This window comes from Streptomyces coeruleorubidus (assembly GCF_008705135.1).
GTDB classification, from domain to species: Bacteria; Actinomycetota; Actinomycetes; order Streptomycetales; family Streptomycetaceae; genus Streptomyces; species Streptomyces coeruleofuscus.
Map to the genome: position 1 here is coordinate 4,316,462 of NZ_CP023694.1, position 24,699 is coordinate 4,341,160.

Genomic DNA, 24,699 nt, shown 5'->3' on the forward strand with positions numbered 1-24,699 from the left:
GCCAACAACCGGGACACTCACCCCACAGGCCCTATACAAGCGGTAATGGCACTACCCACAGCCATCTCGGGGCACTATGACGTCGTGGCAGCCGCGAGGACGCCCCAGGGCGACACCGGGACCGGTGGGTCGAAAGGGGTCAAGGGAAGCAGCCGACTGAGCGGGCCGGGCCGTGTGGGCGGCTCCTTCCGCACGGTCGGCCGTGCCCTGCACCTGCCCTTCACCGGCACCGCACGCGGCATCCGCAAGGCCACGCACGCGCACGGCGCCGGCGAGTCCGGCCTCGGCAAGCTGATCGAACTGCACGGCGTGAACGGCGCCGGAGACGTGATGATCACCGTCGCCCTCGCGTCGACCGTGTTCTTCTCCGTGCCGACCGACGAGGCCCGCGGCCGGGTCGCGCTGTACCTCGCCATCACCATGGCGCCCTTCACCCTCCTCGCGCCGGTGATCGGCCCGCTCCTCGACCGCATCCCGCACGGCCGCCGGGCCGCGATGGCCGGGGCGATGCTGGCCCGGGCACTGCTCGCGCTCATCCTGTCCGGCGCGGTCGTCAGCGGCAGCATCCAGCTGTACCCGGCGGCGCTCGGCGTCCTCGTCGCGTCGAAGGCGTACGGGGTGGTCAGAAGCGCCGTCGTGCCCCGGCTGCTGCCGCCCGGCTTCTCCCTGGTGAAGGCCAACTCGCGCGTCACCCTCGGCGGGCTCCTGGCCACCGGCATCGCCGCCCCGATCGGCGCCGGGCTCCAGCAGGTCGGGCCACGCTGGCCCCTCTACGGCGCCTTCGTGATCTTCGTGGCAGGGACGTTCCTGTCGTTCACGCTGCCGCCGAAGGTCGACTCCGCCAAGGGGGAAGACACCGCCCTGCTGGCCGCGGACGAGGAGCACCTGCACGGGCCGCACCGCCGTCCCGTCAAGCGCCCCGGGCTGCGCACGGTCGGCCCGGCCGTCACCCACGCCCTGGCCGCCAACGCCTCCATCCGCTGTCTCACCGGCTTCCTGATCTTCTTCCTCGCCTTCCTGCTGCGCGAGCACCCGATCTCCGGCCAGAGCGCCGCCGTGTCCCTGGGGATCGTGGGCGTGTCGGCGGGCGTCGGCAACGCGCTCGGTACGGCCGTGGGGGCGTGGCTACGGTCCCGGGCGCCGGAGATCATCATCGTGACGGTCGTGGCGTGCGTGCTGGGCGCGGCGATCACGGCCGCGCTGTTCTTCGGCGCGATCCTGGTGGCCGGCCTGGCCGCGATCGCCGGCTTCGCGCAGGCCCTGGCCAAGCTGTCGCTCGACGCGCTGATCCAGCGGGACGTGCCCGAACTGGTCCGCACGTCGGCCTTCGCCCGCTCCGAGACGCTGCTCCAGATGTCCTGGGTGCTGGGCGGGGCGGTCGGCATCGCGATGCCGCTCAACGGCACGCTCGGGCTGGCGGTGGGCGCCGCGATCGTCGGCACGGGCTGGCTGACGACCGTACGGGGGCTGATCGGCTCGGCCCGGCGCGGCGGTGCGACACGGCCGCGCGTGGCATAGCCGTACGGGCACGCCGTACCCCTCGTGGGCGGTCCGACTGGCAGGCCCGATAGCCTTCGCCCATGACCACGTTGCAATCCGCTGTGCGACGCCGCCGCGCCGTCGCCGCCGCCGGCGTCGTATCCGCCGGACTGCTCGTCCTCTCCGCCTGTGACAAGCCGACGCCGATGGCCACGGTCACCGTGGGCAGCGACTCGGTGAACTCCGAGGCCACCTGTGGCGGCGAGGGCGACGCCCTGAAGTCGTCCGACCTCACGCAGTGCCTGAAGGACAAGGGCGTCAAGACCATCTCCGTCGACCCGGACGAGACCGTGCGGTTCGGTGTCGACCCGGAGATCGCCGACAAGGGCTGGACGATCCTGATGAACGGTCAGCCGCTGACCGACTCCAGCACGAAGACGTACCGCACCATTCCGGGCAGCGTGTTCTTCAACGCCCAGTACGGGGCGCAGGGCAACTCGACGCTGGTGTCCATCAAGCAGGGCGAGAAGGACACGTCGGGGCTGTGGAACTTCAAGCTGGAGAAGGACGCGTAATCGCTGCCGCTGGGCTGGGCAGGGTGCTTGTTGCCACCGCGGTTGTCGTTGAACGGGACGCGGTGGCTCGGGCCTTTGGGGCGTTGCCCCCGGGGTCCGATGAAGAGGCACTCGGCGTTGTGGGCCGTGCCCACCCGTTCCGCCCCAGCGGAACGACTGCCCACGGCGGCGGGGCGCTCGACCTCCAGGTGATCGCCGCCGGTGTGGGGCCCGCCCTCGCCGCTGCTTCCACCGCCTCCGCCCTCACCGCCGCCGTCCTCCAGGGCGACCCCTACGACCTCGTCGTCTCCGCCGGGATCGGTGGGGGGTTTCAGCCGGAGGCGAGCGTGGGGTCGCTCGTCGTCGCCGATGAGATCGTCGCGGCCGATCTGGGGGCCGAGACCGATGACGGGTTCGTGTCGGTCACGGAGCTCGGGTTCGGGACCGTGCGGCACCACCCGCCCGAAGACCTCGTACGGCTGGTCGGCGACGCCGTCGGGGCCCGTACCGGGGCCGTGCTCACCGTGTCCACCGTGACCGGGACCGCCGAGCGGGCCCGCGCGCTCCGCGAGCGCCACCCCACCGCCCTGGCCGAGGCCATGGAGGGCTTCGGTGTGGCCGAGGCCGCCGCCGCGCACGGGGTGCCCGTGCTGGAGGTCCGGGCGATCTCCAATCCCGTCGGGCCGCGCGACCGCGCCGCCTGGCGCATCCCCGACGCCCTGGCGGCCCTCACCGAGGGTTTCGGGAAGCTCCTGCCCGTACTGGAGAGTTGGAACCGGCATGACCAGTGAGCAGCTGAAGATCGCCTACTCCCCCTGCCCGAACGACACCTTCGTCTTCGACGCCCTGGCCCACGGCCGCGTCCCCGGCGCCCCCGCCTTCGACGTGACCTTCGCCGACATCGACATCACCAACGGCATGGCCGAGCGCGGCGAGTTCGACGTGCTGAAGGTGTCGTACGCCGTGCTGCCGTACGTGCTGGACGAGTACGCCCTGCTGCCGTGCGGGGGTGCGCTGGGGCGGGGGTGCGGGCCGCTGGTGCTGACGCGGGAGGCGGACGTCGATCTCGCCGGTCGTACGGTCGCCGTGCCCAGCGAGAAGTCGACCGCGTATCTGCTGTTCCGGCTGTGGGCCGCGGACACGCTGGGCGACGGGGTCGGCGAGATCGTCGTCATGCCGTTCCACGAGATCATGCCGGCCGTGCGGGACGGCAAGGTCGACGCGGGGCTCGTCATCCACGAGGCGCGCTTCACGTACCGGAACTACGGCCTGCACAAGCTCGCGGACATGGGCGAGCACTGGGAGAACACCACCGGGCTGCCGATCCCGCTGGGCGCGATCATCGCCAAGCGGTCGCTGGGCGAGCAGAAGCTGCGGCTGCTCGCCGACTCCGTCCGGACGTCCGTGCGCGCCGCCTGGGACGACCCCGAGGCGTCCCGCCCGTACGTCATGGAGCACGCCCAGGAGATGGACCCGGCCGTCGCCGACCAGCACATCGGGCTGTACGTCAACGAGTTCACCGCCGACCTCGGCGAGGACGGCTACGCCGCCGTACGCGGGCTGCTGACACGCGCGGCGGCCGAGGGGCTGGTGCCGCCCCTCGGCCCGAACGCGCTGCGTTTCCCGTAAGCGGTCTACACGTCCAACTGGTCGGCGACCGCGCGCAGCAGGCCCGCGATCTTCTTGCCGGCGGTCTTCTCGGGGTAGCGGCCCCGCTCCAGCATCGGCGTGATGTTCTCCAGGAGAGTCGTCAGATCCTGGACGATCGAAGCCAGCTCGTCCGGCTTCTTGCGGGTCGCGGCGGCGACCGAGGGGGTCGGGTCCAGAATCGTCAGGGACAGCGCCTGGTCGCCGCGCTGTCCGGCGACGACCCCGAACTCCACCCGCTGTCCCGGCTTGAGCGTCTCGACTCCGGCGGGGAGGACCGAGGAATGGACGAAGACGTCACCGCCGTCGTCGCGGGAGAGAAAGCCGAAGCCCTTCTCACTGTTGAACCACTTGACCTTGCCGGTAGGCACGTCTGTCCTCGTCCTCGTACTCGTCGGAAAACTGCTTCTGAAACGGCTCTGGATAGCACTCGGGCGGGTCGTACGACCCGCCGGTACCAAGGCTAATGCTCTTCAGGCCGGTGACAAGACGTCACCCGGTTGTTCCTTCGCGCTGGGAACTACCCTGGTCGGGTGCGTGACAAAACCCAAACGAATTCCGCCGCTCCCGGTGACCGTCTGGTCCGTGCCGGTGGCATCGTCTTCTTCATCGGCGCCGTGGCCACACTGGTCACGGTCGCCCCGCTGTTGCTGGGGACGACACCCTTTCCGACCTATATGTTCGGCCTGAGCATGCTCATGGCGGTCGGATTCCTGATGGCCGGCGCGGGAGTGCTGCGTTCCGTGGCGGCGGGCCGGCGTCAGGCGCGTGCGGGACGGTAGTCCGAAAGCCACCCGGGGAATTCCGTCAGGTCGGTGAGGACGATGTCCGCGCCCGCCGCGCGCAGTTCCTCCGGGGGGCAGGGGCCGGTGGCCACCGCGACCGACAGCGCGCCGGCCGTCCGGGCGCCGCGTACGTCCCCGACGTGGTCGCCGACGTAGACGCCCGCGTCGTGCTCGCGCAGCGCCACCGCCTTCTGTTCGGCCCACAGGTCGCCGATGACCGCGTCGGGCTCGATGCCGAGGTGGGCGAGGTGCAGTTTGGCGTTGGGCTCGTACTTGGCGGTGACGACTATCGCGCGTCCGCCGGCCTCCCGTACGGCCGCGATGGCCTCCCGGGCGCCGGGGAGCGCGGGCGTCGCGGCGATGGCGATGGTCGGGTACATCTCCCGGTAGACGTCCGCCACGGTCTCGACCTCGTCGGCCGGGAACCAGTTGATCAGCTCCTCGGCCAGCGGCGGCCCGAGCCGCGTGACCGCCAGGTCGGCGTCGATGTACGTCCCCGTCCGCTCGGACAGCGCCTGGTAACAGGCGCGGATGCCGGGGCGGGAGTCGATGAGGGTCATGTCGAGGTCGAAGCCGACGGTGATTGCCATATGGGCCATTGTGCCCAGGCGGTGTGAACGGCAGACGTCACCCTGTGATCGGCCTGTGATCGGCCGGCGAGAGCTGATCGGCTAGCGGGAGCGCTGTGAGCGCCAGACCAGGAACAGCGCCGACGCCACCGCCGCGCCCCTGACCACCCACGGCCAGGTCTGCGCCACCGCGTCGTTCATGTGGCCCTCTGTGATCGGGGTGCCCCAGCGGTCGTTCATCCTGCCCCACAGCCAGAGAATGCCGGCTGCGACGGAGAGGCTGGGGAGGATCACGACCGCCCACTTCGTCTCGGCCGGGCTCAGGCGGCGGGAGGCGTAGGCGATGAGCCAGCCGAGGATCAGCACGAACCAGTTGCCGAGTACGGCGCCCCCGACGAGGAGACCGGCGGCGATCAGGAGGAACGGGTTGCTCCAGCCGCCCGCGGGCAGGCGCGGGAGACGTCGGCGACCCGCCTTGCCGGCCGTCTCCTCGGGCACCCCGGCGACCTCGACGACCGGCGCCGTCTCCTCGTCGGCCGCCGTCTTCGCCGGCTCCGGCTTCCTCGGCTTCGGCGGCTTCAGCAGGTCCGGCAGCTCCACGCCGCCCACGAAGCCCGGCACGTCGTCGCCCGCCCCGAAGGGGCTGCTGTCCACCCGCCACCAGTCCGGCTGGACCGCGCTGTCCCCGAGCTCGTGCCCGGCGGCCAGGTGGGGAGGGGCCGCGCCCCCGGCTGCGGGACGTGGCTCCTCGGCGGGCCGGGCCGGGCGGGGACGCGGTACGACGCGCCGCATGACCCCCTTCGGTCGCTCGTCCGGCTCGTCCCGCTCGCGGGCCTCGCGCTGTACGGGCACGGCGGCGGGGGCGCTGTCCGTCGTAGCGCCGCCGCCCGTGCCGTCCGCGGCCGACGCCACGACCTCGTCGGGGCTGCCGAGGCGGGACAGGATGCGGCGGACGGCGGCGGGCGAGTCGACGGTGGCCTTCGCGCGGCGCCGGTCGATCTCGTTGCGCAGGTCCGCGACCAGACGCATGCGGGTGGCCGACGACAACTGCCGCTGCTGGGCCACGTCTCCGACGCGGCTCAGATACTCGTAAACGACCTGGTCGCTCTCAATCCCCACGAAGTCCCCTCCGGGGCGTGTGCGTTGGCTGACGCCGTCGGTCGACGGTACCGCGAGTGCGAGCGGGCGACCCACAGGCCCGTCCGGTGCCGGCCCCGCACGCCCGCGCACAGCCGGCCCGGCCGCCGGAGGCGACCCGCTACCGTGGACCGGATGAGCACCGAGGACAGGCCTGCGGCCCCCCGTTCCCTCGCGGAAGCACTCCGCGGGCGGGACGACGTCTCGCTGGGCGCGCTCCTGCGCAGCCGTCCGGATCTCATCACGCCCGTACCCACCGACCTCACGCAGCTCGCGACCCGCGCCGGGACCCGGGCCTCGGTCGTGCGGGCCCTGGAGCGGCTGGACCGGTTCACGCTCCAGACGGCGGAGGCGCTGGCCGTGGCGGCGGATCCGGCGGCGTACGACGAACTGCTCGGGCTCATGGCCGGCGACGACGCCGACCCGGCCGTCGCCCAGGCCCTGCCGCACGCCCTGGGCGTCCTGCGCGAGCAGGCCCTGGTGTGGGGCGGCGACGACCGGCTGCGGCTGGTCCGCACGGCCCGTGAGCTGCTGGCGCCCTCGCCGCAGCACCCCTCCCCGACGGGGCTCGGCCCGACGGTCCAGGAGGCCACCGCCGGGATGTCCCCGGGGCGCATCCAGGAGATCGTCACGGCCGCCGGGCTGCCCTCGACTCACGACTCGGTCTCCGCGGTGACCTCCCTGACCGAGCTGTTCACGGACCGGCGCCGGATGGCCGCGCTGCTCGCCGAGGCCCCGGCCGACTCCCTCGACGTGCTGGAGCGGCTGGTGTGGGGGCCGCCGTACGGGCAGGTCACGGCCGATCCGGCGCCCCGGCTGCGCTGGCTGCTGGACCGGGGGCTGCTGCTGCCGACGGCGCCCGGAACGGTCGTGCTGCCGCGCGAGGTCGCCCTGCACCTGCGGCGGGGGCTCGCGCACCGGACGCCCGAGCCGGTGCCGCCGGCGGTCGAGGCCGCCGCCGTGCACCATCCACAGGTTGTGGACAGCACTGCGGCCGGGCAGGCGTACACCGCCCTCGCGACCGTCGAGGAGCTGCTGAAGGACTGGGACGAGGGCGGGCCTGCGGTGCTGCGGGCCGGCGGGCTGAGCGTGCGGGACCTGAAGCGGACCGCCGTCGCCCTCGACGTGCCCGAGCCGGTCGCCGCGTTCTGGGTGGAACTGGCGTACGCGGCGGGGCTGATCGCCCCGGACGGGGAGGCCGACGAGCGGTACGCGGCGACCCCGGCGTACGACGAGTGGCTGGAGCTGCCCGCCGCCGAGCGCTGGTCCGGGCTGGTCACGGCGTGGCTCCCGGTGACCCGCACGCCCGGGCTGGTGGGCGGGCGGGACGCGAAGGACCGGACGTTGTCGGCGCTCGGGCCGGGTCTGGACCGTTCGGCGGCGCCGGAGGTACGGCACCGGGTGCTGGCGCTGCTGGCCGGGCTGCCCGAGGGCGCCGCGCCGGCCGCCGAGTCGGTGCTGGCCCGGCTGCGCTGGGAGCGGCCGCTTCGCGGCGCCCAGCGCGAGGACGACCTGCGCGGCCGGCTCGCCGAGTGGGCCCTGTCCGAGGCGGAAATGCTGGGCGTGACGGGCAGGGGTGCCCTGTCGGCCCACGGCCGGGCCCTGCTGGGTGCCCCTGCGGCTCCCGCGAAGGGCCCGGAAGCGGAGTCCTCCGGGCCGGGCGACAAGCTCCCGGTCCACCACCGACCCACGCATGTCCCCACCCTCTCCCCCGCCGAACAGGCCGTCGCCTCCGCCGCCGCGGCCCGGTTGCTCACTCCCCTGCTGCCCGAGCCGCTGGACCACGTGCTGCTCCAGGCCGACCTGACGGCGGTGGCGCCAGGTCCCTTGCGGCGCCCGCTCGCCGACATGCTGGGCGTGCTGGCGGACGTCGAGTCCAAGGGCGGGGCCACTGTCTACCGGTTCACGCCCGGCTCGGTGCGGCGCGCCCTCGACGCCGGGCAGAGCGCCTCGGACCTGCACGCCTTCCTCGCCGCGCACTCCCGCACGCCGGTGCCGCAGCCGCTCACGTACCTGATCGACGACGTGGCCCGCAGGCACGGGCACCTGCGCGTCGGCGCGGCCTCGGCGTACGTCCGCTGCGACGACGACGCGGTGCTCAACGAGATCCTCGCCGACAAGCGGGCCACCGGACTCGGGCTGCGCCGGCTCGCCCCGACCGTGCTGGCCGCGCAGAGCGACCCGGCGGGGCTGCTGGAGGGCCTGCGGGCGATGGGCTTCGCGCCGGCCGCCGAGTCCGCCGAGGGCGATGTCCTGATCACCCGCGCGCACGCGCACCGCACGCCGCCCCGCACGGCGCCCGAGCCGGTGCCGGACGGCCCGCCGGTCCCCGACGACACCCTCCTCGCGGCGGCCCTGCGCGCCATCCGGGCCGGCGACCTCGCCTCCACCACCCCGCGCAAGCCCGGCACGGCTCCGGAGGACAACGGGGAACTGCCCCGCACCGGTTCCGCCGAGACCCTCGCCACCATGCAGGCCGCCGTCCTGACCGGCGAGGCCCTGTGGATCGGTTACGTCAACGCCGAGGGCGCCGCCAGCCAGCGCGTCATCGCCCCGATCCGCGTCGAGGGCGGCTTCGTCACGGCGTACGACCACACGGCGGACGAGGTCCGTACGTACCCGCTGCACCGGATCACCGGGGTCGCGGAGCTCGCCGACGACGCGGGCTGACGGGCCGTTCCGCCCGGGCGTCGTCTCACCCGTTCGGGTGCACGCCGGCGTTCATGCACGCCACGCCGGGGATGTCCCACCCTTGGGCGACATCGCCGGGCGCGCCGCATTCCGCCGTTCGGGCGGGGGCAGTCACCGGGTGTCCCTGTGAGCCTTGTGGAAAGGAAGTCCCAGCATGCGTGCTGTCCGTCGAGTCGCCGCCGTCCTGGCCACCGCCGCCCTGATGACCTTCGGTGGGCTGGCCACTCCGGCCGCCGCGGTGAGCATCGATGTAGCCGGCCTCGTCCTCGAGACACCGCAGATCTGATCCGCCTCCCGCGCACCCATCGGGCCGGTCCCGGCGCCCCCCGGGCCGGCCCGCGGTGGGGTGTCCCTCGTCTCTCGGTCAGCGAAAGGCCCCGTCGTCCCCATGCGTGAAAAACTGCCCGCCGTCGCTCTCTCCACTGTCGCCCTCGTGGGCGTGCTCGCGTCCTCCGCCGCGGCGGCCCCGCCCGCCCTGCCGCTGCCCCTGCCCGCCGCGGGCACCGAGCCCCTGGTCAACGAGGCGATCGGCATCGAGGGACCGCTGATCCAGAACGTCAATCTGCCCACGCTGAAGTAGCGCGGCGCGTCCGGTAGCTGTCGCCGTCCAGCCGCACGACGTCGGCGTGATGGGCGAGGCGGTCCGCCAGCGCCGGGGCGGAGGCACCGAAGACCTCGTCCCAGCGGCCGAGCGGGCGGTCGCCGGTCACGATCAGCGAGGCACGCTCGTAGCGGTGCGCGACCAGGCGGAAGAACAGTCCGGCGGTCGCCGCGTCGAAGGGCGTGTAGCCGACCTCGTCGACGATGAGCAGGGGGTACTCGTCGAGGGCGGCCAGCTCCGCGTCGAGCCGACCGGCGGCCCGGGCGTCGGAGAGCCGGGCGGCCCACTCGGCGGCGGTCGCGAAGAGCACCCGGTGCCCGGCCTGACAGGCACGCATGCCGAAGCCGATGGCGAGGTGGGTCTTGCCGGTGCCGGGCGGGCCGACGAGGACCACGTTGCGCCGGGCGGCGACGAACTCCGCCTTTCCGAGCCGGGCCACGGTCTCCCGGTCGAAGCCCCGGGGGTGCTGCTGGTCGAAGTCCTCCAGCAGCTTGCGGGCCGGGAACCCGGCCGCGCGGATCCGGGCCTCGGCGTCCGCGTCCGGGCCCGGCTGCCGGGGAACGGCAGGCGTGGCCGCCGGTTCCTCCTGTTCCGGCTTCCCCTGCCGCTGGTCCCCGTGGTCCCGCTCGGCATGGGGAGGCGTCGTCCGCCCGGGCCCGGCCTGCGGGCGCTCGGCATGTCCGCGATCCCCGTGCGCGGCCATCGGGCCCGACATGTAGGCGAGGATCGCCGCCGAGAAGATGAACGCCATGTGGATCACCGTCCCCCACAGCAGGGCGTGCCGGGAGGTGTGGTGGACGTCCACGAACATCTGGAGCAGGTGGACGGACGAGATGCCCACGATCGCCGTGGCGAGCTTGACCTTCAGTACGTTGGAGTTGACGTGCGAGAGCCATTCGGGCTGGTCACGGTGGCCCTGGAGGCCGATGCGCGAGACGAAGGTCTCGTAGCCGCCGACGATCACCATGATCAGCAGGTTGGCGATCATGACGACGTCGACCAGCTTGAGCACCGCGAGCATCACGTACGTCTCGGTGGCGTGCCCGCTCACGCACATCAGGATTAAGGTCCAGAGCTCCTTGAAGAACTTGTAGACGTAGACGCCCTGGGCGGCCACCAGCCCGAAGTAGAGCGGGGCCTGGAGCCAGCGGGTGGCGAACAGGGCGTAGCCGAGCGTGGTGGTCGTGGGATTCCGCACGGTTCGCCATTCTTCGGGGCCGCCGTGGAAAAACTGAATTCACACCACACGTTGGGATGAAAAGGCATTCAGTAGGACCGGAGCCGGTCCGGTCCCGCGCAGATCACACCCTCGGGACGGCGACGATCAGGCACACTGGACGTTTGGCCGAGTCGTTCGAGCCGTCCGAGCCGTCCGAGCCGTCCGGCCGTGGGAAAGGGTGCCACGCGTGAATGGTCCGCTGATCGTCCAGTCCGACAAGACCCTGCTCCTGGAAGTCGACCACGAGCAGGCCGACGACTGCCGTCGGGCCATCGCCCCGTTCGCGGAGCTGGAGCGGGCACCGGAGCACATCCACACCTACCGCGTGACGCCGCTGGGCCTGTGGAACGCCCGGGCCGCGGGTCACGACGCCGAGCAGGTCGTGGACGCGCTGGTGCAGTACAGCCGCTATCCGGTGCCGCACGCGCTGCTGGTCGACATCGCCGAGACGATGGACCGCTACGGGCGGCTCACGCTGTCCAAGCACCCGGCGCACGGGCTGGTCCTGACCACCACCGACCGTCCGGTGCTGGAGGAGATCCTGCGGTCGAAGCGGGTCGCGCCGCTGGTCGGCGCCCGCATCGACCCGGACACGGTCGCCGTGCACCCCTCCGAGCGCGGGCAGATCAAGCAGACGCTGCTGAAGCTGGGCTGGCCGGCCGAGGACCTCGCCGGGTACGTCGACGGTGAGGCGCACGCGATCGGGCTGGCCGAGGACGGCTGGGCGCTGCGGCCGTACCAGAAGCAGGCGGTGGAGAACTTCTGGCACGGCGGGTCGGGCGTGGTCGTGCTGCCCTGTGGCGCGGGCAAGACGCTGGTCGGCGCCGGGGCGATGGCGCAGGCGAAGTCCACGACCCTGATCCTCGTCACGAACACGGTCTCCGCCCGGCAGTGGAAGCACGAGCTGGTGCGGCGGACGTCGCTCACCGAGGACGAGATCGGCGAGTACAGCGGGACGAAGAAGGAGATCCGGCCCGTCACGATCGCCACGTACCAGGTGCTGACGACCAAGCGGAAGGGCGTCTATCCGCACCTGGAGCTGTTCGACTCCCGGGACTGGGGCCTGATCGTCTACGACGAGGTGCATCTGCTGCCGGCCCCGGTGTTCAAGTTCACGGCGGATCTCCAGGCACGGCGGCGGCTGGGCCTGACGGCCACGCTGGTGCGTGAGGACGGGCGCGAGTCGGACGTCTTCTCCCTGATCGGGCCCAAGCGGTTCGACGCGCCGTGGAAGGAGATCGAGGCGCAGGGATACATCGCGCCCGCCGACTGTGTGGAGGTCCGGGTCAATCTGACGGACGCGGAGCGGCTCGCGTACGCCACGGCCGAGGCGGAGGAGAAGTACCGCTTCTGCGCGACGACCGACACCAAGCGGAAGGTCACGGAGGCGATCGTCCGCCGCTTCGCCGGGCAGCAGATCCTCGTCATCGGCCAGTACATCGACCAGCTCGACGAGCTGGGTGAGCACCTCGGGGCGCCCGTGATCAAGGGCGAGACGTCGAACGCGCAGCGGGAGAAGCTGTTCGACGCGTTCCGGGAGGGCGAGATCAGCGTGCTCGTCGTGTCGAAGGTCGCGAACTTCTCGATCGACCTGCCGGAGGCGACGGTCGCGATCCAGGTGTCCGGCACGTTCGGGTCGCGCCAGGAGGAGGCCCAGCGGCTGGGCCGGGTGCTCCGGCCGAAGTCCGACGGTCACCAGGCGCACTTCTACTCGGTGGTCGCGAGGGACACCATCGACCAGGACTTCGCCGCGCACCGCCAGCGCTTCCTGGCGGAGCAGGGGTACGCGTACCGGATCATGGACGCGGACGAGCTGCTCGCGGAGAGCTGAGGCCGGCCGGCCACGCACCGATCACTTGCGGCGGACCACGCCCACTTCCTCGCCGTACTGGCCGAGGATGACCACGTCGAAGGCTGCGCCCGCGAACACCCTGACGGCGCGCAGGGCATCGCCGAGGCGATGACGGTGGTGGCTGCCTGCCACGGCGGTGGCGCCGGGCGGACGGCCCGGTGCCGAAGCGGGGGAGAAGGTTGCTGCGCTCATGTCTCCATGGTGCGTTTCCGGTCGTAAAGTCCGCGTCGGTCTGAGGGCCGAACCCGCGTACCCCGCTCGTACGCCTGCGGACCGACCCGTGCCCCTGAGGGAGGAGGCCCTCATCCCCTAGGGGATGAGGAACAAGAGACGAGGAACAGGGGACGAGAAAACCGTTGGCGGTCGGCTCCCCCGCTGCTCTAAGATCTCCGCTCTTGCCCGCCTCCCTCCCGGAGCGCCGCCGACCGGACGGAAACCGGCCGGCATCTCACCGCCATCCCTTCAGCAGGTCCTCCGGAGGCACCCCCTTGTCCACGCCCGTCGACGACCCGCTCTCCCGTGAGCGCTCCCACCTCTCCGCGTCCCGTTCCGCCCTGCGTGCCATGCGCGAGGACGTCGAGGCCCTCGACATCACCGACGTCACCGCGAACTGGGTCAACGCGGAGGTGCTGGCCCGCCAGATCGAGGAGCGCATCAAGGCCCTGGCCGACCTCAGCGACACGCCGCTGTTCTTCGGCCGGCTCGACTACCTGCGCGCACCGGGCGCCGAGCAGGCCGAGGGCGCGGAAGGGGAACGCTTCTACATCGGGCGGCGGCATGTGCACGACGCCGACGGCGACCCGATGGTCATCGACTGGCGCGCCCCGGTCTCCCAGCCGTTCTACCGGGCCTCCAAGAAGGACCCGATGGACATCGCGCTGCGCCGCCGCTTCGGGTACACCCGCGGCGACATCACGGCGTACGAGGACGAGCACCTCTCCGATCCCGCCGAGGCGGCCCGGACCAGCAAGCTGCTCCAGCAGGAGATCGAGCGACCCCGCGTCGGCCCGATGCGGGACATCGTCGCGACGATCCAGCCCGAGCAGGACGAGATCGTCCGGTCGGGGCTCTCCGGCACGGTGTGCGTGCAGGGCGGCCCGGGCACCGGGAAGACCGCCGTCGGCCTGCACCGGGTCGCCTACCTCCTCTACGCCCACCGCGAGCGCCTCGCCCGCACCGGCACGCTCGTCATCGGACCGAACCGTTCCTTCCTGCACTACATCGAGCAAGTGCTCCCCGCTCTCGGCGAGTTGGCGGTCCAGCAGGCCACCGTCGAGGACCTGGTGGGCCACGTGGAGATCAAGGGGACGGACGACGCGACGGCCGCGGTCGTCAAGGGCGACGCCCGGATGGCGCGGGTGCTGCGCAGGGCCCTCTACTCGCACGTCACGATGCCCACCGAGCCGGTCGTGGTCGTGCGCGGCTCCCGCCGGTGGCGCGTGGCGGCGTACGAACTGGAGGAGATCGTCCGCGAGTTGCTCGACCGCGACATCCGCTACGGCGCCGCCCGCGAGGCCCTGCCGCAGCGCATCGCGCACGCCGTGCTGGTGCAGATGGAGCGGTCGGGGGAGGCGCCGGACGACCGGGTGCAGGACGCGGTGGCCCGCAACAGCGCGGTCAAGGCCGCCGTCAAGGCGGTCTGGCCGGCCGTCGACCCGGCGAAGCTGGTGCTGCGCCTGCTGTCGGACCCGGACTTCCTCGCCGGACACGCGGCGGGGATCCTCGACGAGGAGGAGCAGAAGGCGGTGCTGTGGACGAAACCGGCGCGCAGCGTCAAGTCCGCCCAGTGGTCGGCCGCCGACGCCGTTCTCATCGACGAGGCCACCGACCTGATCCAGCGCACGCACTCCCTCGGCCATGTCGTCCTCGACGAGGCACAGGACCTCTCCCCCATGCAGTACCGGGCGGTCGGCCGCCGCTGCACGACCGGCAGCGCGACCGTCCTCGGCGACCTGGCGCAGGGCACGACGCCGTGGGCGACCCGGGGATGGGAGGAGGCACTGACCCACCTGGGCAAGCCGGAGGCGGTGATCGAGGAGCTGACGGCCGGTTTCCGCGTGCCGACGGACGTCATCACCTACGCCTCCCGGCTGCTCCCGCACATCGCCCCGGGGCTCACCCCGGTCGTGTCGATCCGTGAGAACCCGGGGCACTTCGAGGTCCGGCCGGTCGCGGGGACGACGGACGTGGTCGACGCCTGCCGCGCATCCCTGCGCCACGAGGGTTCGACGGGCCTGATCGCGGCGGACGCCCGGGTCCCGGAGCTGGCGGCGGCCCTGACGGAGGCCGGGATCCCGTACCTCGGCCCCGGCGAGGAGACCACCCAGGAGACCCGCCTGACCCTGGTCCCGGCGTCGCTCGCCAAGGGTCTGGAGTACGACTACGTCGTCCTGGACGAGCCCCGGGCGGTGGTCGACGGCGAGCCGGACGAACGGACGGGCTTGCGACGCCTGTACGTGGCGCTGACGCGCGCGGTGTCCGGCCTTGTCGTCACGCACGCGGCCGGGCTGCCGCCACAGTTGGCGTCAACTCCCCTTCGCTGAAGCCTCGGGCTTGCACGACGGGCATCACTGGCGGTGATGCCCGCGGGAGGCCCATCAGCGCCCAGCAGTCGCTCCTGCGCTCAGGTAGCGACCAAGCCGCCGTCTGCGGTGAGCACCGCGCCGGTGATGTAGCTGGCCTTGTCGGAAGCCAGGAACAGCACGGCCTCGGCGATCTCCTCAGGCTCGCCGGCGCGGGTGAGCGGTGTGTTCTGGCTGAACGCCTCGAACATCTCTCCCACCGTGTCGACGGCCGTGTCGGTCCGGATCGGGCCGGGCGCCACAGAGTTGACGCGAACGCCCGCCGCGCCGAACTCGACGGCCCACGACCGGGTCAGCGCGTCCATCGCGGCCTTGGAGGCGTTGTAGACGGAGCCGACCGGGGTGCCGATCTGCGCGGCGACCGACGACACGTTGACGATCGCCCCCTTCTTCTTGGCCACCATGGCCGGCGCGAGCGCGGCTGTCAGGAAGTAGGACGCACGAACATTGATGTCGAACACCTGCTCGTAGCTGTCGAGCGACTGCTCGGGGGTCGGCGAGAACGGGAAGATGCCCGCGTTGTTCACCAGCACGTCCACCTCGCCGACCTCCTCGGCGAGCTTGCGGACGTCGTCGATCTTCGCGACGTCCGCGACGACGAAGTGGCCCGTCCCGCCCGCCTCCTCGATCAGCTCGACGGTCTCCTTGCCGAGCTCGGCCCTGCGCCCCGTCACGTAGACGGTGGCACCCGCCTCCGCGAGCTTGACCGCGATCGCGCGGCCGATACCCGACGTGGCGCCGGTGACGAGTGCCTTCTTGCCCTGAAGTTCGTTGGTTGACATGTCCGCAAACCTGGCCGTGTCAGATCGTCAGAGCATAATTTCCGGATATACGGCCTGGTCAGGTCGAGGGCTTCGAAATGAATCAGGCGGTCAGGGCCGCTGTGCGCCGCCCGAAGTAAAGGCGCACGAACTGCGGCAGCCGGTAGCGGCCGAGTACGAGCGGCTCGATCAGGTGCACGCCCGCGAGTGACTCCAGCACCAGCTCGATCTCACCGGGGTCGGCCCCGGACATGTCCGCCGCCTTGTGACTGTCGATCACCTCGGCGTCCTGGCGCGCGAAGCACATGAGCATGCGCCGTTCCGGTTCGCTCAGCTGCTCCTCGGCTGCGATCAACGGGGCCAGCATCGCGGCGCAGTCGGACGGGATCACGCCGTCGAGCGTGCTCTCCCGCTGCATCTGCAGCAGGGCCATCTCGATCGTCCAGTGAGGACGCGAGCTGAGCTTGCCGCCGATCACCCTGATCGGGCCCGGCAGTCGCGAAAGGCGTTCCACCAGCATCCCGGCCTGCTCGGGTTCCGCGTCCGCACGCACCGGGCCGAAGGTCTTGCGGAGGAACTCCCGTGCCTCCCGCTCGGTCAGCCCGGCGATCTTCATCCAGGTCACCCCCGGCAGCTCGTGCAACCGGCGGACGCTCGTGAGAATCATCGCCGACCCGGGCGTGGCGAGATCGCGTACGGCCGCCGCGTCCTGCACGTCGTCGACCACTACCAGGAACCGCTTGCCGCGCGCCTTCTCCCGCCACAGTGCGGCTTTGTCGGCGACGGGGTTCTCCACGCCGACCGCGCGCAACAGCTGGTTGGCGACGTCCCCGCCCCTGACGAAGATCTGCCCGTCCGGGAAGCGGCCCCTGACGAGGTGGCCGATCCGGGTGGCCAGCACGGTCTTGCCGCTGCCCCGCATACCGGTGATGCCCACGGTGCCCGGCAACGTCCGGAGAGCCTGCGCGATCTCCTCGGCGCGGCCGGTGAAGTCGATCAGATCCGGCAGCAGCTGCTCCGGCCTGCGCGGCGGGGCGAGGTCGCCGTTGAGGATCTGCGCGTGGACCTCGCGCAGCTCCGGCCCCGGGTCGAGGCCGAGCTCCTCGTTGAGGAGTGCGCGCGCCTGGTGGAAGTGGTCAAGTGCTTCCCCCTGCCTGCCCTCCAGGTAGAGCGCGCGCATCAGGAGGGCGCGCGGTCGTTCCCTGAGCGGGAAGGCGGCGACGTGCTTCTGCAGCTCCAGCACGTCGAGCTCGCGTTCGAGGCAGTCCTCCCGCGCCTTGAGCCGGTAGTCGCCGAGCCGCACCCGTTGCGCGTCGAAGTAGGCGCTCCGGAGGCCTTCCAAGGGCTCGCCGCGGCAGTCGTCGACGATTTCGGCGCGGACCGTGTACCCGCCGTCCCTGGACTTCAGGTTCAGCTCCGGAAGCGTCTTGCGGAGCTTGTACACGTACGTCCGCAACGCCATCACCGCGCTCGGCGTCGGGTCGTCCCAGACCATGCCGATCAACTGGTCGTTGCTCAGCCGGATGCCGTTGTTCAGCAGCAACGCCGCCAGCACCGCCCGCTGCTGGCGCGGCCCCAGTTCGATCTCCTCGTCGTCGCGCCAGGCTCGTACCGGACCCATCAGTGAGAAGCGCAGGCTCATGCAACGGCACAACGCACGGGCACATCCCCTGCTTCCCCGTACAGAGGCAACCGAGGGAACGTGCGACGGTGAACTCCGCCGCCCGTGAAGGTGTTGTCAGACGTCACGGTCACCGTCACCCGCGGGTGCGGCCCGGGGGTGTTCAGACGGAGTCCAGGGCGGCCCGCCACCGCGCGACGGCATCCGCCGACACCGGTGCCTCCCAGCCCTCCGGCCGGGCCGCCCCGCCGATGTGGAAGCCGTCGACCCCGGCCGTCAGCAGCGTCGGCACATGGTCGAGCCGCAGCCCGCCCCCCACCAGGAGATGCTGCTCGTACCCCGGCTCCCCCTGCCGGGCCGCCTCCGCGAGCAGCACGGGAAGCCCGTCGTCGACCCCGTCCGCCGCCCCGGCCGTCAGGTACGTGTCCAACCCCGGCATCCCGTCCAGCTGCTTGCGCAGCGCGTCCCGGTCGGCGGCCCGGTCGATCGCCCGGTGGAAGGTCCAGGGGCAGCCGTCCAGCGCCCCCACAACCCGCTCCACAGCCGCCAGATCCACCCCACCCCCCGCGTCGAGGAACCCCAGCACGAACTCCTCGGCCCCGGCCTCCCGCAGCCCGGCGGTCACACCGACCAGCCGGTCGACGTCCCCGGCCGCGAAGCCGTCGGCGAGCCGCAGCATCACCCGCAGCGAGATGTCGACGGCACGGCGGATCCCGGCGACGGTGGCGGCCGACGGGGTGAGCCCGTCGGCCGCCATGTCGGTGACCAGTTCGAGGCGGTCCGCGCCTCCGGCCTGGGCGGCGACCGCGTCCTCGACGCCGAGGGCGATCACCTCCAGGACTGCACGCTTGCTCATGGGGCCCCTTCGTCGGCATGGCGTCGGCGTTCGACAACAGGTCTAGTCCAATCAAGACTACGCTGCCCCCTCACGCCCGATTCCAAGCCCTGGAGGACATGGCTCACCCGAAGAGGTTCAGGTCCTTCGCCTCCACCCCGACCAGCTCGAACGCGGGCGCCCCGTCGACCGGCCGTCCCGTGTACAGCCGCACCAGCGTCGGCCCGTCCCCGATGAAGCGCCCCGGGGGCCGCTCCCCGCCGCTCTCGCCCAGCCGCAGCGGTTCGTCCGGGTCGTCGAGGTCGGCGTGCAGCGGCACGTGCCCCCGCTCGCGGGTGAGCCGGGCGAGCAGCGCGAGCGCGTCCGGCAGCCCGGCCCCGCCGTACGCCCCGGGCTCGCCGAGGGCCTCGCGCACGTCCCCGGCGTGCACCCACTCCCCCAGCGCGAGGCCGTCCAGCTTCCCGTCCGACCCTGCGATGACCGGCCCGGCCCCGGTCATCCCGCGCTCCAGCTCGTCGACCACCCGCGCGTTGCTCCAGCCGTCGCGCTCGGCGATGTCCCGGTCGTTCGACTCGGGCGAGAACACGCCCTCCTCGAACCGGTTCTCCACCACCCGCGTGAGCGCGGCCGAGCAGTGCGCCAGCACCGACCGCACCGACCAGCCCGGACACGCCCTCACGGGCAGCGCGAAGTCCTCCTCGGCCCTGCCCCGCAACAGCGGGATCAGCGCGTCACGCTCGATCGCGAGCAGCCGCCCGGGCTGCTCGGGGTCCCGTACGTCGTGCACATCAGCAGGAGTCGTCATGGGACCCACGCTAGGTGCCGCGGCCCGTTCGGCGGGAGAATGCCCCCATGGCCGATCTCGACGTCCTCCGCGCCCGCTTCGTCCGCACCCTGGAAGCGGCCCGGGGCCCGGCCGGCGGCCCGGACCCGGACCCGTACGCCGACGACCTGCTCGGCCGCTGGCAGGAGCCCCAGCGCCGCTACCACACGGTCGCGCATCTCACGGCGGTCCTGGACCACATCGACGTGCTGGAGAAGTACGCGCACGACCCGGACGTGGTCCGGCTGGCCGCGTGGTTCCACGACGCCGTCTACCTCCCCGACCGCTCCGAGAACGAGGAACGCTCCGCCCGCCTGGCCGAGCGCGCCCTCCCCGAGGCCGGCATGTCCGCCGCCAAGACCGCCGAGGTGGCCCGCCTGGTCCGCCTCACCGTCGGCCACGACCCCGCCGACGACGACCCCGACGGCCAGGTGCTGTGCGACGCCGACCTGGCGATCCTCGCCTCGCCCCCGTCGGCGTACGCCGCCTACACCGCGGCCGTCCGCGAGGAGTACCACTTCGTCCCGAACGACGCCTTCCGCGCGGGCCGCGCGGCGATCCTGCGCCAACTCCTCGACCTGCCGAGGCTGTTCAGGACGCCGTACGGAGCGTCGGAGTGGGAGGCGACGGCCCGCTACAACCTCACCGCCGAGCTGGAAATGCTGTCGCTTCCACCGGACGTCCCCTCGTAACCTGCCCGGCATGTGGACAACGGGCGCGGAACAGGTGGAGCAGGCCGTCGACGAGTGCGTGGGCCTGCTGGGGGCGGTCACCGACCGGGACTGGGAGGCGGTGCGCGCCGGGCGGCTGGAGTGGAGCTGCCGGGAGACGGCGGAGCATATCGCCGGGGACCTCATCGGGTACGCGGGGCAGCTGGCGGGGCGCGAGCCCGAGGGGTACACGCCGTTCGAGATCTCGTTGGAGGAGGGGACGGACAACGCGGGTGCGCTGCGCGTGATCCGCACGATGGGCGCCCTGTTCGCCGCCGCGATCCGCACCACCCCGCGCGAGGTGCGGGCCTTCCATCCGTATCCGTTCCGCAGCGCGAACCGTGAGGGGTTCGCCGCGATGGGCGTGGCCGAGGTGCTGCTGCACACCCACGACATGGCCGAGGGGCTGGGCGTGTCGTACGAACCGGCCCCCGAGCTGTGCGACTTCGTCCTCACCCGGATCTTCCCGCACGTGCAGCCCGGCCCCACCCCGTGGCAGACCCTGCTGTGGGCCACCGGCCGGGGTGACCTGCCCGGCCGCGAACCGGTCACCGAGTGGCGCTGGTCCAACAACCTGGTGCTGCCGACCGAGCGGCTCACCCTTGAAGGCGTCACTCCGGCGGCGGCCGGCGATCTGGGCATGGTCGGCGACGGCGGCTTCGAGTGGCTCGGAGGCGACCCGGCCGAGGGCACCCGGGTGGGCGCCGGGCTGGTGTTCAAGCAGTACGAGGACGGCGTCCACCGGCCCGAGTGGGGCATGTACGTCCTGGTCCGGCGCGAGGACGGCCGCGCGCTCGGCGCCATGGGCTTCCACGGCGTCCCGGACGAGTCGGGGCGGGTGGAAATCGGTTACGACCTGGTCGAAGCGGCCCGTGGCCACGGTTACGCCACCGAGGCGCTGCGCGCGCTGTCGGCGTACGCGCTGTCCCGGGACGAGGTACGGACCGTCGTCGCGAACGTCGAGCGGGACAACACGCCCTCGCACAACGTCCTCGCCCGCGCCGGGTTCAAGGCCGTCGCGGAGGACGCCGAGCAGGTCGCCTACGAACTGCGCGAACCCGGCGCCTGAGCCCGCCCCTTGGGCCGCCGCAGCCCCGCCCCGTGCAGCAGCCGCACCACTTCGCGGCTGCTGACCTCCACGGCCCCGGCGGCCACGACGTCCGCGTACCGCTCGGCGGGGATGTCGTAGTGGTCGCGCTCGAAGGCACGCCGGGGCACACCGAGGCGTTCGGCGAAGGTGTGCAGCTCCTCGTACGAGACGTCGCTGATCAGGTGGGACCACATGCGCCCGTGGCCGGGCCAGGTCGGCGGGTCGATGTAGACGGTCACGAGGGCGCCGCTCCGCCGAGGGCCTCGCCCAGCGATCCCAGCGCCGCGACCTTCACGCCCGCCTCGCTGCACACCCAGTGCGGGTCGGGCCCCAACTCCGGTTGCACGTCCAGCGCGTGCGGGTCGCCGGTGCCGCACACCGGGCACAGCGGCCAGCGGCCGTAGCGCTCCAGCAGGGCGTCCTGCACGTCCTGCGCGACCAGACCGGCGACGTACTGCGCGCCCTCCGGCCACTGCTCGACCCACCACCGCCGCTGCACGACGGACTGCTCGACCAGCGACACGACGTCCGCCTCGGCGACGCGTCCCGCGACGAGGTCGGCCAGCACGAGGGCGCGCGCGGCGTGCAGCGCCTGCTCCAGGGGGCTGATGGGGTCCATGCCCCCATTGTGCGCACTCTTGACCGTGACGCCGAGCCGAAAATATCTTTCAGAGGTGACCTCAAGAGTGAAGGAAAGTTTCGGCACCCCGCCGGCCCCCGCCGCCCTCGCGGCCAAGGTCCGCACGCTGGGCCCGTCGATGACGCGTTCCATGCAGCGCGTCGCCGAGGCCGTCGCGGGCGACCCGGCCGGCTGCGCGGCCCTCACGGTCACCGGCCTCGCCGAACTCACCGGCACCAGCGAGGCCACCGTCGTACGCACCGCCCGGCTGCTGGGCTATCCGGGTTACCGGGACCTGCGCCTGGCCCTCGCCGGCCTCGCCGCGCAGCAGCAGTCCGGCCGCGCCCCGGCCATAACGACGGACATCGCGGTCGACGACCCGATCGCCGACGTCGTCGCGAAGCTCGCCTACGACGAGCAGCAGACCCTCGCCGACACCGCCGCCGGCCTCGACACCGTCCAGCTCGGCGCGGCCGTCACCGCGCTGACCGGTGCCCGCCGCACGGACGTGTACGGCGTCGGGGCGTCCGGGCTGGTCGCCCAGGACCTCACACAGAAGCTGCTGCGGATAGGTCTGGTGGCGCACGCGCACAGCGACCCGCACCTGGCCGTCACCAACGCCGTGCAACTGCGCGCGGGCGACGTCGCGATCGCCATCACGCACTCCGGGTCGACGGGGGACGTCATCGAGCCGCTGCGGGTCGCCTTCGAGCGCGGGGCGACGACGGTGGCGATCACCGGCCGCCCCGACGGCCCGGTCTCCCAGTACGCCGACCACGTCCTCACCACGTCCACCGCGCGGGAGAGCGAGCTGCGTCCCGCGGCGATGTCGTCCCGGACCGGTCAGCTTCTTGTGGTGGACTGCCTGTTCGTGGGGGTGGCGCAGCGGACGTACGAGACGGCGGCGCCGGCGCTCTCGGCGTCGTACGAGGCGCTGGCCCACCGGCACCGCCCCTGAGCCGGCCCCGGTCGGCACGCACCGGAAAGACACGGAAAGAGCCCTCCCATGACCTCCACCTCCGACCCCCGTGATCTCAGAGCCGAGTTGGGGTCCCTGACCACCGAGGCGTTCCGGCCGGACCTCGCCGGTATCGACCGGTTGCCCACCCTCGACATCGCGCGGCTCATGAACGGCGAGGACGCCACCGTGGCCGGGGCGGTCGCGGCCCGGCTGCCGCAGATCGCCGCCGCGATCGACGCCCTGGCCGAGCGGATGGCCCGGGGCGGCCGCCTGGTCTACGCGGGTGCGGGCACGGCGGGCCGGCTGGGCGTCCTGGACGCCTCCGAGTGCCCGCCCACCTTCAACACCGACCCCTCCCGGGTCGTCGGGCTGATCGCGGGCGGCCCGCAGGCCGTGGTCACCTCGGTCGAAGGCGCGGAGGACTCCCGGGAACTGGCCCGTGCCGACCTGGAGCCGCTCGGCCTGACCCCGGACGACACGGTGGTCGGCATCTCGGCCTCCGGCCGCACGCCCTACGCCATCGGCGCGGTCGAGTACGCCCGCAGCCGCGGCTCCCTCACCATCGGCCTCGCCTGCAACGCCGACAGCCCGCTGGCAGCGGCCGCCGAGCACGGCGTGGAGATCGTCGTGGGCCCCGAACTGCTCACCGGCTCCACCCGCCTGAAGGCCGGCACGGCACAGAAGCTCGTCCTCAACATGCTCTCGACGATCACGATGATCCGCCTGGGCAAGACCTACGGGAACCTGATGGTCGACGTCCGCGCCTCCAACGACAAACTGCGCGCCCGCTCCCACCGCATCGTCGCCCTCGCCACCGGCGCGGGCGACGAGGAGATCGAACGGGCCCTGGCCGCCACCGACGGCGAGGTGAAGAACGCGATCCTGACCATCCTGGCCGACGTGGACGGCCCGACGGCGGCGCGCCTGCTGGAGGAGTCCGACGGCCATCTGCGCGCGGCCCTGGCGGCGGCCGGCTGACTCACCGGCCCCGGCGGCGCTGACCGCCGTAGAAGGTGCCGCCCGCCAGGACCAGGGTCAGTCCGGCGGTGACGGCGAGGGTGATCTCCGTGGTGTTCCGCTGATCGGGACTGTCGGGCAGCCTGGGATCGAGCAGCCCGAGCGGGTCCTTGCGGATCTCGACGCGGTCGCCGGGCTCTGCCTGGCCGAAGCAGTTCTCCTGCTGGGACACCTCGTACGTCTTTCGGTCCCCGCCGAGCTCCCGGACCGTGCAGAACATGTCCGGCCCGCGCCGCTGGTCCCGGTCGGCCACCTGGGTCACCACGGCGTCGACGGGCTCTCCCACGGTTGCCATGTACCCCTCGTACACGGCGGGCCCGGCGAACAGCATCAGCGCGAATCCGCCGAAGGAGACGAGCGTCGCCGCCCCGGCCCGGTGCCAGGAACCGCCGATGACACTGGCGGCGACCGCGATGGTCGCCATGCAGACGACGACCCCGAGCCAGGTCACCCACTGTCCGACCGCGGAACCGACCAACAGCAGGGCGGGCACCAGCACGGCCCACAGCGCGGAACCGGCGGCCTTGCGCACGCCGGACAGGGCCGGCCGTGAACTGCCCGTCCCGCTGCCGCCGTCGGCCTCCACAGCTGTCCCGGACGCGCTCATGTCCCCCGAACTCCTGTCCCTGGCACGCTCATGTGCGTCCGCCACGATATACAACGTCCACTTCGAAGGCGTCGGCACCGGGCGCCTGGAGGACGACCCGGCCACCGTCAAGGAGCAGTTCGTCGCAAACCTCAAGGACGGCACCGCCTGAGCCCCGGGATCCGGGCTTCGAGCTCTCTTTTCAAGGAACGGGTAGAGGGCCTCAACCCGCCCTCCCACCCCGCGTGTTGACTTGACGCGTTCGGCTTGCCACGGACAGTGACAGACCTCTAACGTTCGTGCACAAGCAACAGCCCCCGCCCGGTGCGCCAACACCTGCGGGGGCTTAACCAACGGCATCGAAGGACAAGTTCGATCCCATGGCTGAGACCCAGCTTAGTGCTGCCTCCCCGTCCGCGCACCCAATGGCGAACCCCGGCTACGGCAAGCGCTCCACCCCTGACCAACTCCCCCGCTCTCCGCACGACTTCGCACACCTCCCACCCCGCGAAGCCGCCATCGCCGCCTACCTCGACCGGCTCCCCGACGGCGCCGACGAA

27 protein-coding genes are annotated in these 24,699 nt (G+C 72.4%); 15 read left to right on the top strand and 12 right to left on the bottom strand.

The window, feature by feature from the left end; genetic code table 11:
* The first annotated feature begins 84 nt into the window (after positions 1-84).
* The 4 genes from CP976_RS19830 to CP976_RS19845 all read left to right on the top strand — a co-directional run bounded on the left by CP976_RS19830 (position 85) and on the right by CP976_RS19845 (position 3,662).
* Positions 85-1,518 carry an MFS transporter gene (locus tag CP976_RS19830; RefSeq protein ID WP_150481596.1) on the top strand — a complete coding sequence of 478 codons (1,434 nt, stop codon included), beginning with the start codon at positions 85-87 and terminating at the stop codon, positions 1,516-1,518.
* Between the two features lie 62 nt (positions 1,519-1,580).
* Positions 1,581-2,054 carry a DUF2771 domain-containing protein gene (locus CP976_RS19835; protein ID WP_190146923.1) on the top strand — a complete coding sequence of 158 codons (474 nt, stop codon included), beginning with the start codon at positions 1,581-1,583 and terminating at the stop codon, positions 2,052-2,054.
* Complete coding sequence (locus CP976_RS19840) at positions 2,024-2,824, top strand: futalosine hydrolase (protein WP_190146922.1); 801 nt, start codon at positions 2,024-2,026, stop codon at positions 2,822-2,824. Before CP976_RS19835 ends, CP976_RS19840 begins: the two co-directional genes overlap by 31 nt.
* Positions 2,814-3,662 (top strand): 1,4-dihydroxy-6-naphtoate synthase, encoded by an 849-nt coding sequence (locus tag CP976_RS19845; protein ID WP_150481597.1) that lies wholly within the window; start codon positions 2,814-2,816, stop codon positions 3,660-3,662. The genes CP976_RS19840 and CP976_RS19845 overlap by 11 nt, the downstream gene beginning before the upstream one ends.
* 5 nt (positions 3,663-3,667) lie before the next feature.
* Here CP976_RS19845 and CP976_RS19850 read toward each other — a convergent pair whose 3' ends face one another.
* The gene (locus CP976_RS19850; protein ID WP_010035896.1) at positions 3,668-4,051 is read right to left on the bottom strand and encodes a cold-shock protein; all 384 of its coding nucleotides are present in this window, start codon (positions 4,049-4,051) and stop codon (positions 3,668-3,670) included.
* Between the two features lie 162 nt (positions 4,052-4,213).
* On the opposite strand from CP976_RS19850, the gene CP976_RS19855 reads away from it, so the two are divergent.
* Positions 4,214-4,462 (top strand): hypothetical protein, encoded by a 249-nt coding sequence (locus tag CP976_RS19855; protein WP_086601337.1) that lies wholly within the window; start codon positions 4,214-4,216, stop codon positions 4,460-4,462.
* On the opposite strand, the gene CP976_RS19860 is transcribed toward CP976_RS19855, so the two are convergent.
* Positions 4,441-5,064: an HAD family hydrolase gene (locus CP976_RS19860; RefSeq protein ID WP_150481598.1), complete on the bottom strand. Its 624-nt coding sequence runs from the start codon at positions 5,062-5,064 to the stop codon at positions 4,441-4,443. The two genes, CP976_RS19855 and CP976_RS19860, sit on opposite strands and share 22 nt — an antisense overlap.
* Positions 5,065-5,136: 72 nt before the next feature.
* Positions 5,137-6,153, bottom strand: coding sequence for a hypothetical protein (locus tag CP976_RS19865; protein WP_150481599.1), 1,017 nt, complete (start codon positions 6,151-6,153; stop codon positions 5,137-5,139).
* A 153-nt stretch (positions 6,154-6,306) separates the two neighbouring features.
* Between CP976_RS19865 and CP976_RS19870 the strand changes: the two genes are divergently transcribed.
* From CP976_RS19870 to CP976_RS19875, 3 genes are all read left to right on the top strand, one after another.
* Complete coding sequence (locus CP976_RS19870; protein WP_150481600.1) at positions 6,307-8,841, top strand: helicase C-terminal domain-containing protein; 2,535 nt, start codon at positions 6,307-6,309, stop codon at positions 8,839-8,841.
* Positions 8,842-9,016: 175 nt separating this feature from the next.
* Positions 9,017-9,148, top strand: a complete 132-nt coding sequence (locus CP976_RS44355) for a hypothetical protein (RefSeq protein ID WP_256984351.1) — start codon at positions 9,017-9,019, stop codon at positions 9,146-9,148.
* A gap of 102 nt (positions 9,149-9,250) precedes the next feature.
* Positions 9,251-9,442, top strand: a complete 192-nt coding sequence (locus tag CP976_RS19875) for a hypothetical protein (RefSeq protein ID WP_150481601.1) — start codon at positions 9,251-9,253, stop codon at positions 9,440-9,442.
* Here the strand turns inward: CP976_RS19875 and istB are convergent.
* Complete coding sequence (istB, locus tag CP976_RS19880; RefSeq protein WP_150481602.1) at positions 9,420-10,661, bottom strand: IS21-like element helper ATPase IstB; 1,242 nt, start codon at positions 10,659-10,661, stop codon at positions 9,420-9,422. The two genes, CP976_RS19875 and istB, sit on opposite strands and share 23 nt — an antisense overlap.
* Positions 10,662-10,869: 208 nt before the next feature.
* Here istB and CP976_RS19885 point away from each other — a divergent pair, with 208 nt between their 5' ends.
* Positions 10,870-12,513: a DNA repair helicase XPB gene (locus tag CP976_RS19885; RefSeq protein WP_150481603.1), complete on the top strand. Its 1,644-nt coding sequence runs from the start codon at positions 10,870-10,872 to the stop codon at positions 12,511-12,513.
* A gap of 21 nt (positions 12,514-12,534) precedes the next feature.
* Here CP976_RS19885 and CP976_RS19890 read toward each other — a convergent pair whose 3' ends face one another.
* Positions 12,535-12,726 carry a hypothetical protein gene (locus CP976_RS19890; RefSeq protein WP_086848789.1) on the bottom strand — a complete coding sequence of 64 codons (192 nt, stop codon included), beginning with the start codon at positions 12,724-12,726 and terminating at the stop codon, positions 12,535-12,537.
* A 296-nt stretch (positions 12,727-13,022) separates the two neighbouring features.
* Between CP976_RS19890 and CP976_RS19895 the strand changes: the two genes are divergently transcribed.
* Positions 13,023-15,077: a HelD family protein gene (locus CP976_RS19895; protein ID WP_150481604.1), complete on the top strand. Its 2,055-nt coding sequence runs from the start codon at positions 13,023-13,025 to the stop codon at positions 15,075-15,077.
* 80 nt (positions 15,078-15,157) lie between these two features.
* Here the strand turns inward: CP976_RS19895 and CP976_RS19900 are convergent, their stop codons facing one another.
* From CP976_RS19900 to CP976_RS19915, 4 genes are all read right to left on the bottom strand, one after another.
* The gene (locus CP976_RS19900; protein WP_150481605.1) at positions 15,158-15,898 is read right to left on the bottom strand and encodes an SDR family NAD(P)-dependent oxidoreductase; all 741 of its coding nucleotides are present in this window, start codon (positions 15,896-15,898) and stop codon (positions 15,158-15,160) included.
* An 82-nt stretch (positions 15,899-15,980) separates the two neighbouring features.
* Positions 15,981-17,498 (bottom strand): AfsR/SARP family transcriptional regulator, encoded by a 1,518-nt coding sequence (locus CP976_RS19905; RefSeq protein ID WP_167537372.1) that lies wholly within the window; start codon positions 17,496-17,498, stop codon positions 15,981-15,983.
* Positions 17,499-17,661: 163 nt separating this feature from the next.
* Positions 17,662-18,354 carry a copper homeostasis protein CutC gene (locus tag CP976_RS19910; RefSeq protein ID WP_150481607.1) on the bottom strand — a complete coding sequence of 231 codons (693 nt, stop codon included), beginning with the start codon at positions 18,352-18,354 and terminating at the stop codon, positions 17,662-17,664.
* Between the two features lie 103 nt (positions 18,355-18,457).
* Complete coding sequence (locus tag CP976_RS19915; protein WP_150481608.1) at positions 18,458-19,138, bottom strand: maleylpyruvate isomerase family mycothiol-dependent enzyme; 681 nt, start codon at positions 19,136-19,138, stop codon at positions 18,458-18,460.
* Between the two features lie 47 nt (positions 19,139-19,185).
* On the opposite strand from CP976_RS19915, the gene CP976_RS19920 reads away from it, so the two are divergent.
* Complete coding sequence (locus CP976_RS19920) at positions 19,186-19,848, top strand: HD domain-containing protein (protein WP_150481609.1); 663 nt, start codon at positions 19,186-19,188, stop codon at positions 19,846-19,848.
* 34 nt (positions 19,849-19,882) lie between these two features.
* Positions 19,883-20,935: a GNAT family N-acetyltransferase gene (locus CP976_RS19925; protein ID WP_150485417.1), complete on the top strand. Its 1,053-nt coding sequence runs from the start codon at positions 19,883-19,885 to the stop codon at positions 20,933-20,935.
* Here the strand turns inward: CP976_RS19925 and CP976_RS19930 are convergent.
* Both CP976_RS19930 and CP976_RS19935 read right to left on the bottom strand, forming a co-directional pair.
* Complete coding sequence (locus tag CP976_RS19930) at positions 20,908-21,195, bottom strand: DUF4031 domain-containing protein (RefSeq protein ID WP_150481610.1); 288 nt, start codon at positions 21,193-21,195, stop codon at positions 20,908-20,910. The two genes, CP976_RS19925 and CP976_RS19930, sit on opposite strands and share 28 nt — an antisense overlap.
* Entirely contained in the window at positions 21,192-21,575 is a 384-nt protein-coding gene (locus CP976_RS19935) for a hypothetical protein (RefSeq protein ID WP_150481611.1), read from the bottom strand. The genes CP976_RS19930 and CP976_RS19935 overlap by 4 nt, the downstream gene beginning before the upstream one ends.
* A gap of 55 nt (positions 21,576-21,630) precedes the next feature.
* Here CP976_RS19935 and CP976_RS19940 point away from each other — a divergent pair, with 55 nt between their 5' ends.
* Together CP976_RS19940 and murQ are read left to right on the top strand one after the other, a co-directional pair.
* Positions 21,631-22,533, top strand: a complete 903-nt coding sequence (locus CP976_RS19940; protein ID WP_150481612.1) for a MurR/RpiR family transcriptional regulator — start codon at positions 21,631-21,633, stop codon at positions 22,531-22,533.
* Positions 22,534-22,581: 48 nt separating this feature from the next.
* Positions 22,582-23,514, top strand: coding sequence for an N-acetylmuramic acid 6-phosphate etherase (gene murQ, locus CP976_RS19945; RefSeq protein ID WP_150481613.1), 933 nt, complete (start codon positions 22,582-22,584; stop codon positions 23,512-23,514).
* Position 23,515: 1 nt separating this feature from the next.
* Here the strand turns inward: murQ and CP976_RS19950 are convergent, their stop codons facing one another.
* Complete coding sequence (locus CP976_RS19950; RefSeq protein WP_150481614.1) at positions 23,516-24,160, bottom strand: MerC domain-containing protein; 645 nt, start codon at positions 24,158-24,160, stop codon at positions 23,516-23,518.
* Between CP976_RS19950 and CP976_RS42955 the strand changes: the two genes are divergently transcribed.
* Positions 24,159-24,311, top strand: a complete 153-nt coding sequence (locus CP976_RS42955; protein ID WP_167537373.1) for a hypothetical protein — start codon at positions 24,159-24,161, stop codon at positions 24,309-24,311. The genes CP976_RS19950 and CP976_RS42955 overlap by 2 nt on opposite strands.
* The last annotated feature ends 388 nt before the right edge of the window (positions 24,312-24,699 follow it).

What these genes read in the sequence shown, in the direction of transcription:
- CP976_RS19835 (WP_190146923.1), top strand. Translation starts at nt 1,581, where the DNA reads ATGACCACGTTGCAATCCGCTGTGCGACGCCGCCGCGCCGTCGCCGCC.
- CP976_RS19845 (WP_150481597.1), top strand. Translation starts at nt 2,814, where the DNA reads ATGACCAGTGAGCAGCTGAAGATCGCCTACTCCCCCTGCCCGAACGAC.
- CP976_RS19860 (WP_150481598.1), bottom strand. Translation starts at nt 5,064, where the DNA reads ATGGCCCATATGGCAATCACCGTCGGCTTCGACCTCGACATGACCCTC.
- CP976_RS19870 (WP_150481600.1), top strand. Translation starts at nt 6,307, where the DNA reads ATGAGCACCGAGGACAGGCCTGCGGCCCCCCGTTCCCTCGCGGAAGCA.
- CP976_RS44355 (WP_256984351.1), top strand. Translation starts at nt 9,017, where the DNA reads ATGCGTGCTGTCCGTCGAGTCGCCGCCGTCCTGGCCACCGCCGCCCTG.
- CP976_RS19875 (WP_150481601.1), top strand. Translation starts at nt 9,251, where the DNA reads ATGCGTGAAAAACTGCCCGCCGTCGCTCTCTCCACTGTCGCCCTCGTG.
- CP976_RS19890 (WP_086848789.1), bottom strand. Translation starts at nt 12,726, where the DNA reads ATGAGCGCAGCAACCTTCTCCCCCGCTTCGGCACCGGGCCGTCCGCCC.
- CP976_RS19900 (WP_150481605.1), bottom strand. Translation starts at nt 15,898, where the DNA reads ATGTCAACCAACGAACTTCAGGGCAAGAAGGCACTCGTCACCGGCGCC.
- CP976_RS19905 (WP_167537372.1), bottom strand. Translation starts at nt 17,498, where the DNA reads ATGGGTCCGGTACGAGCCTGGCGCGACGACGAGGAGATCGAACTGGGG.
- CP976_RS19910 (WP_150481607.1), bottom strand. Translation starts at nt 18,354, where the DNA reads ATGAGCAAGCGTGCAGTCCTGGAGGTGATCGCCCTCGGCGTCGAGGAC.
- CP976_RS19915 (WP_150481608.1), bottom strand. Translation starts at nt 19,138, where the DNA reads ATGACGACTCCTGCTGATGTGCACGACGTACGGGACCCCGAGCAGCCC.
- CP976_RS19920 (WP_150481609.1), top strand. Translation starts at nt 19,186, where the DNA reads ATGGCCGATCTCGACGTCCTCCGCGCCCGCTTCGTCCGCACCCTGGAA.
- CP976_RS19935 (WP_150481611.1), bottom strand. Translation starts at nt 21,575, where the DNA reads ATGGACCCCATCAGCCCCCTGGAGCAGGCGCTGCACGCCGCGCGCGCC.
- murQ (WP_150481613.1), top strand. Translation starts at nt 22,582, where the DNA reads ATGACCTCCACCTCCGACCCCCGTGATCTCAGAGCCGAGTTGGGGTCC.
- CP976_RS42955 (WP_167537373.1), top strand. Translation starts at nt 24,159, where the DNA reads ATGTCCCCCGAACTCCTGTCCCTGGCACGCTCATGTGCGTCCGCCACG.
- CP976_RS19950 (WP_150481614.1), bottom strand. Translation starts at nt 24,160, where the DNA reads ATGAGCGCGTCCGGGACAGCTGTGGAGGCCGACGGCGGCAGCGGGACG.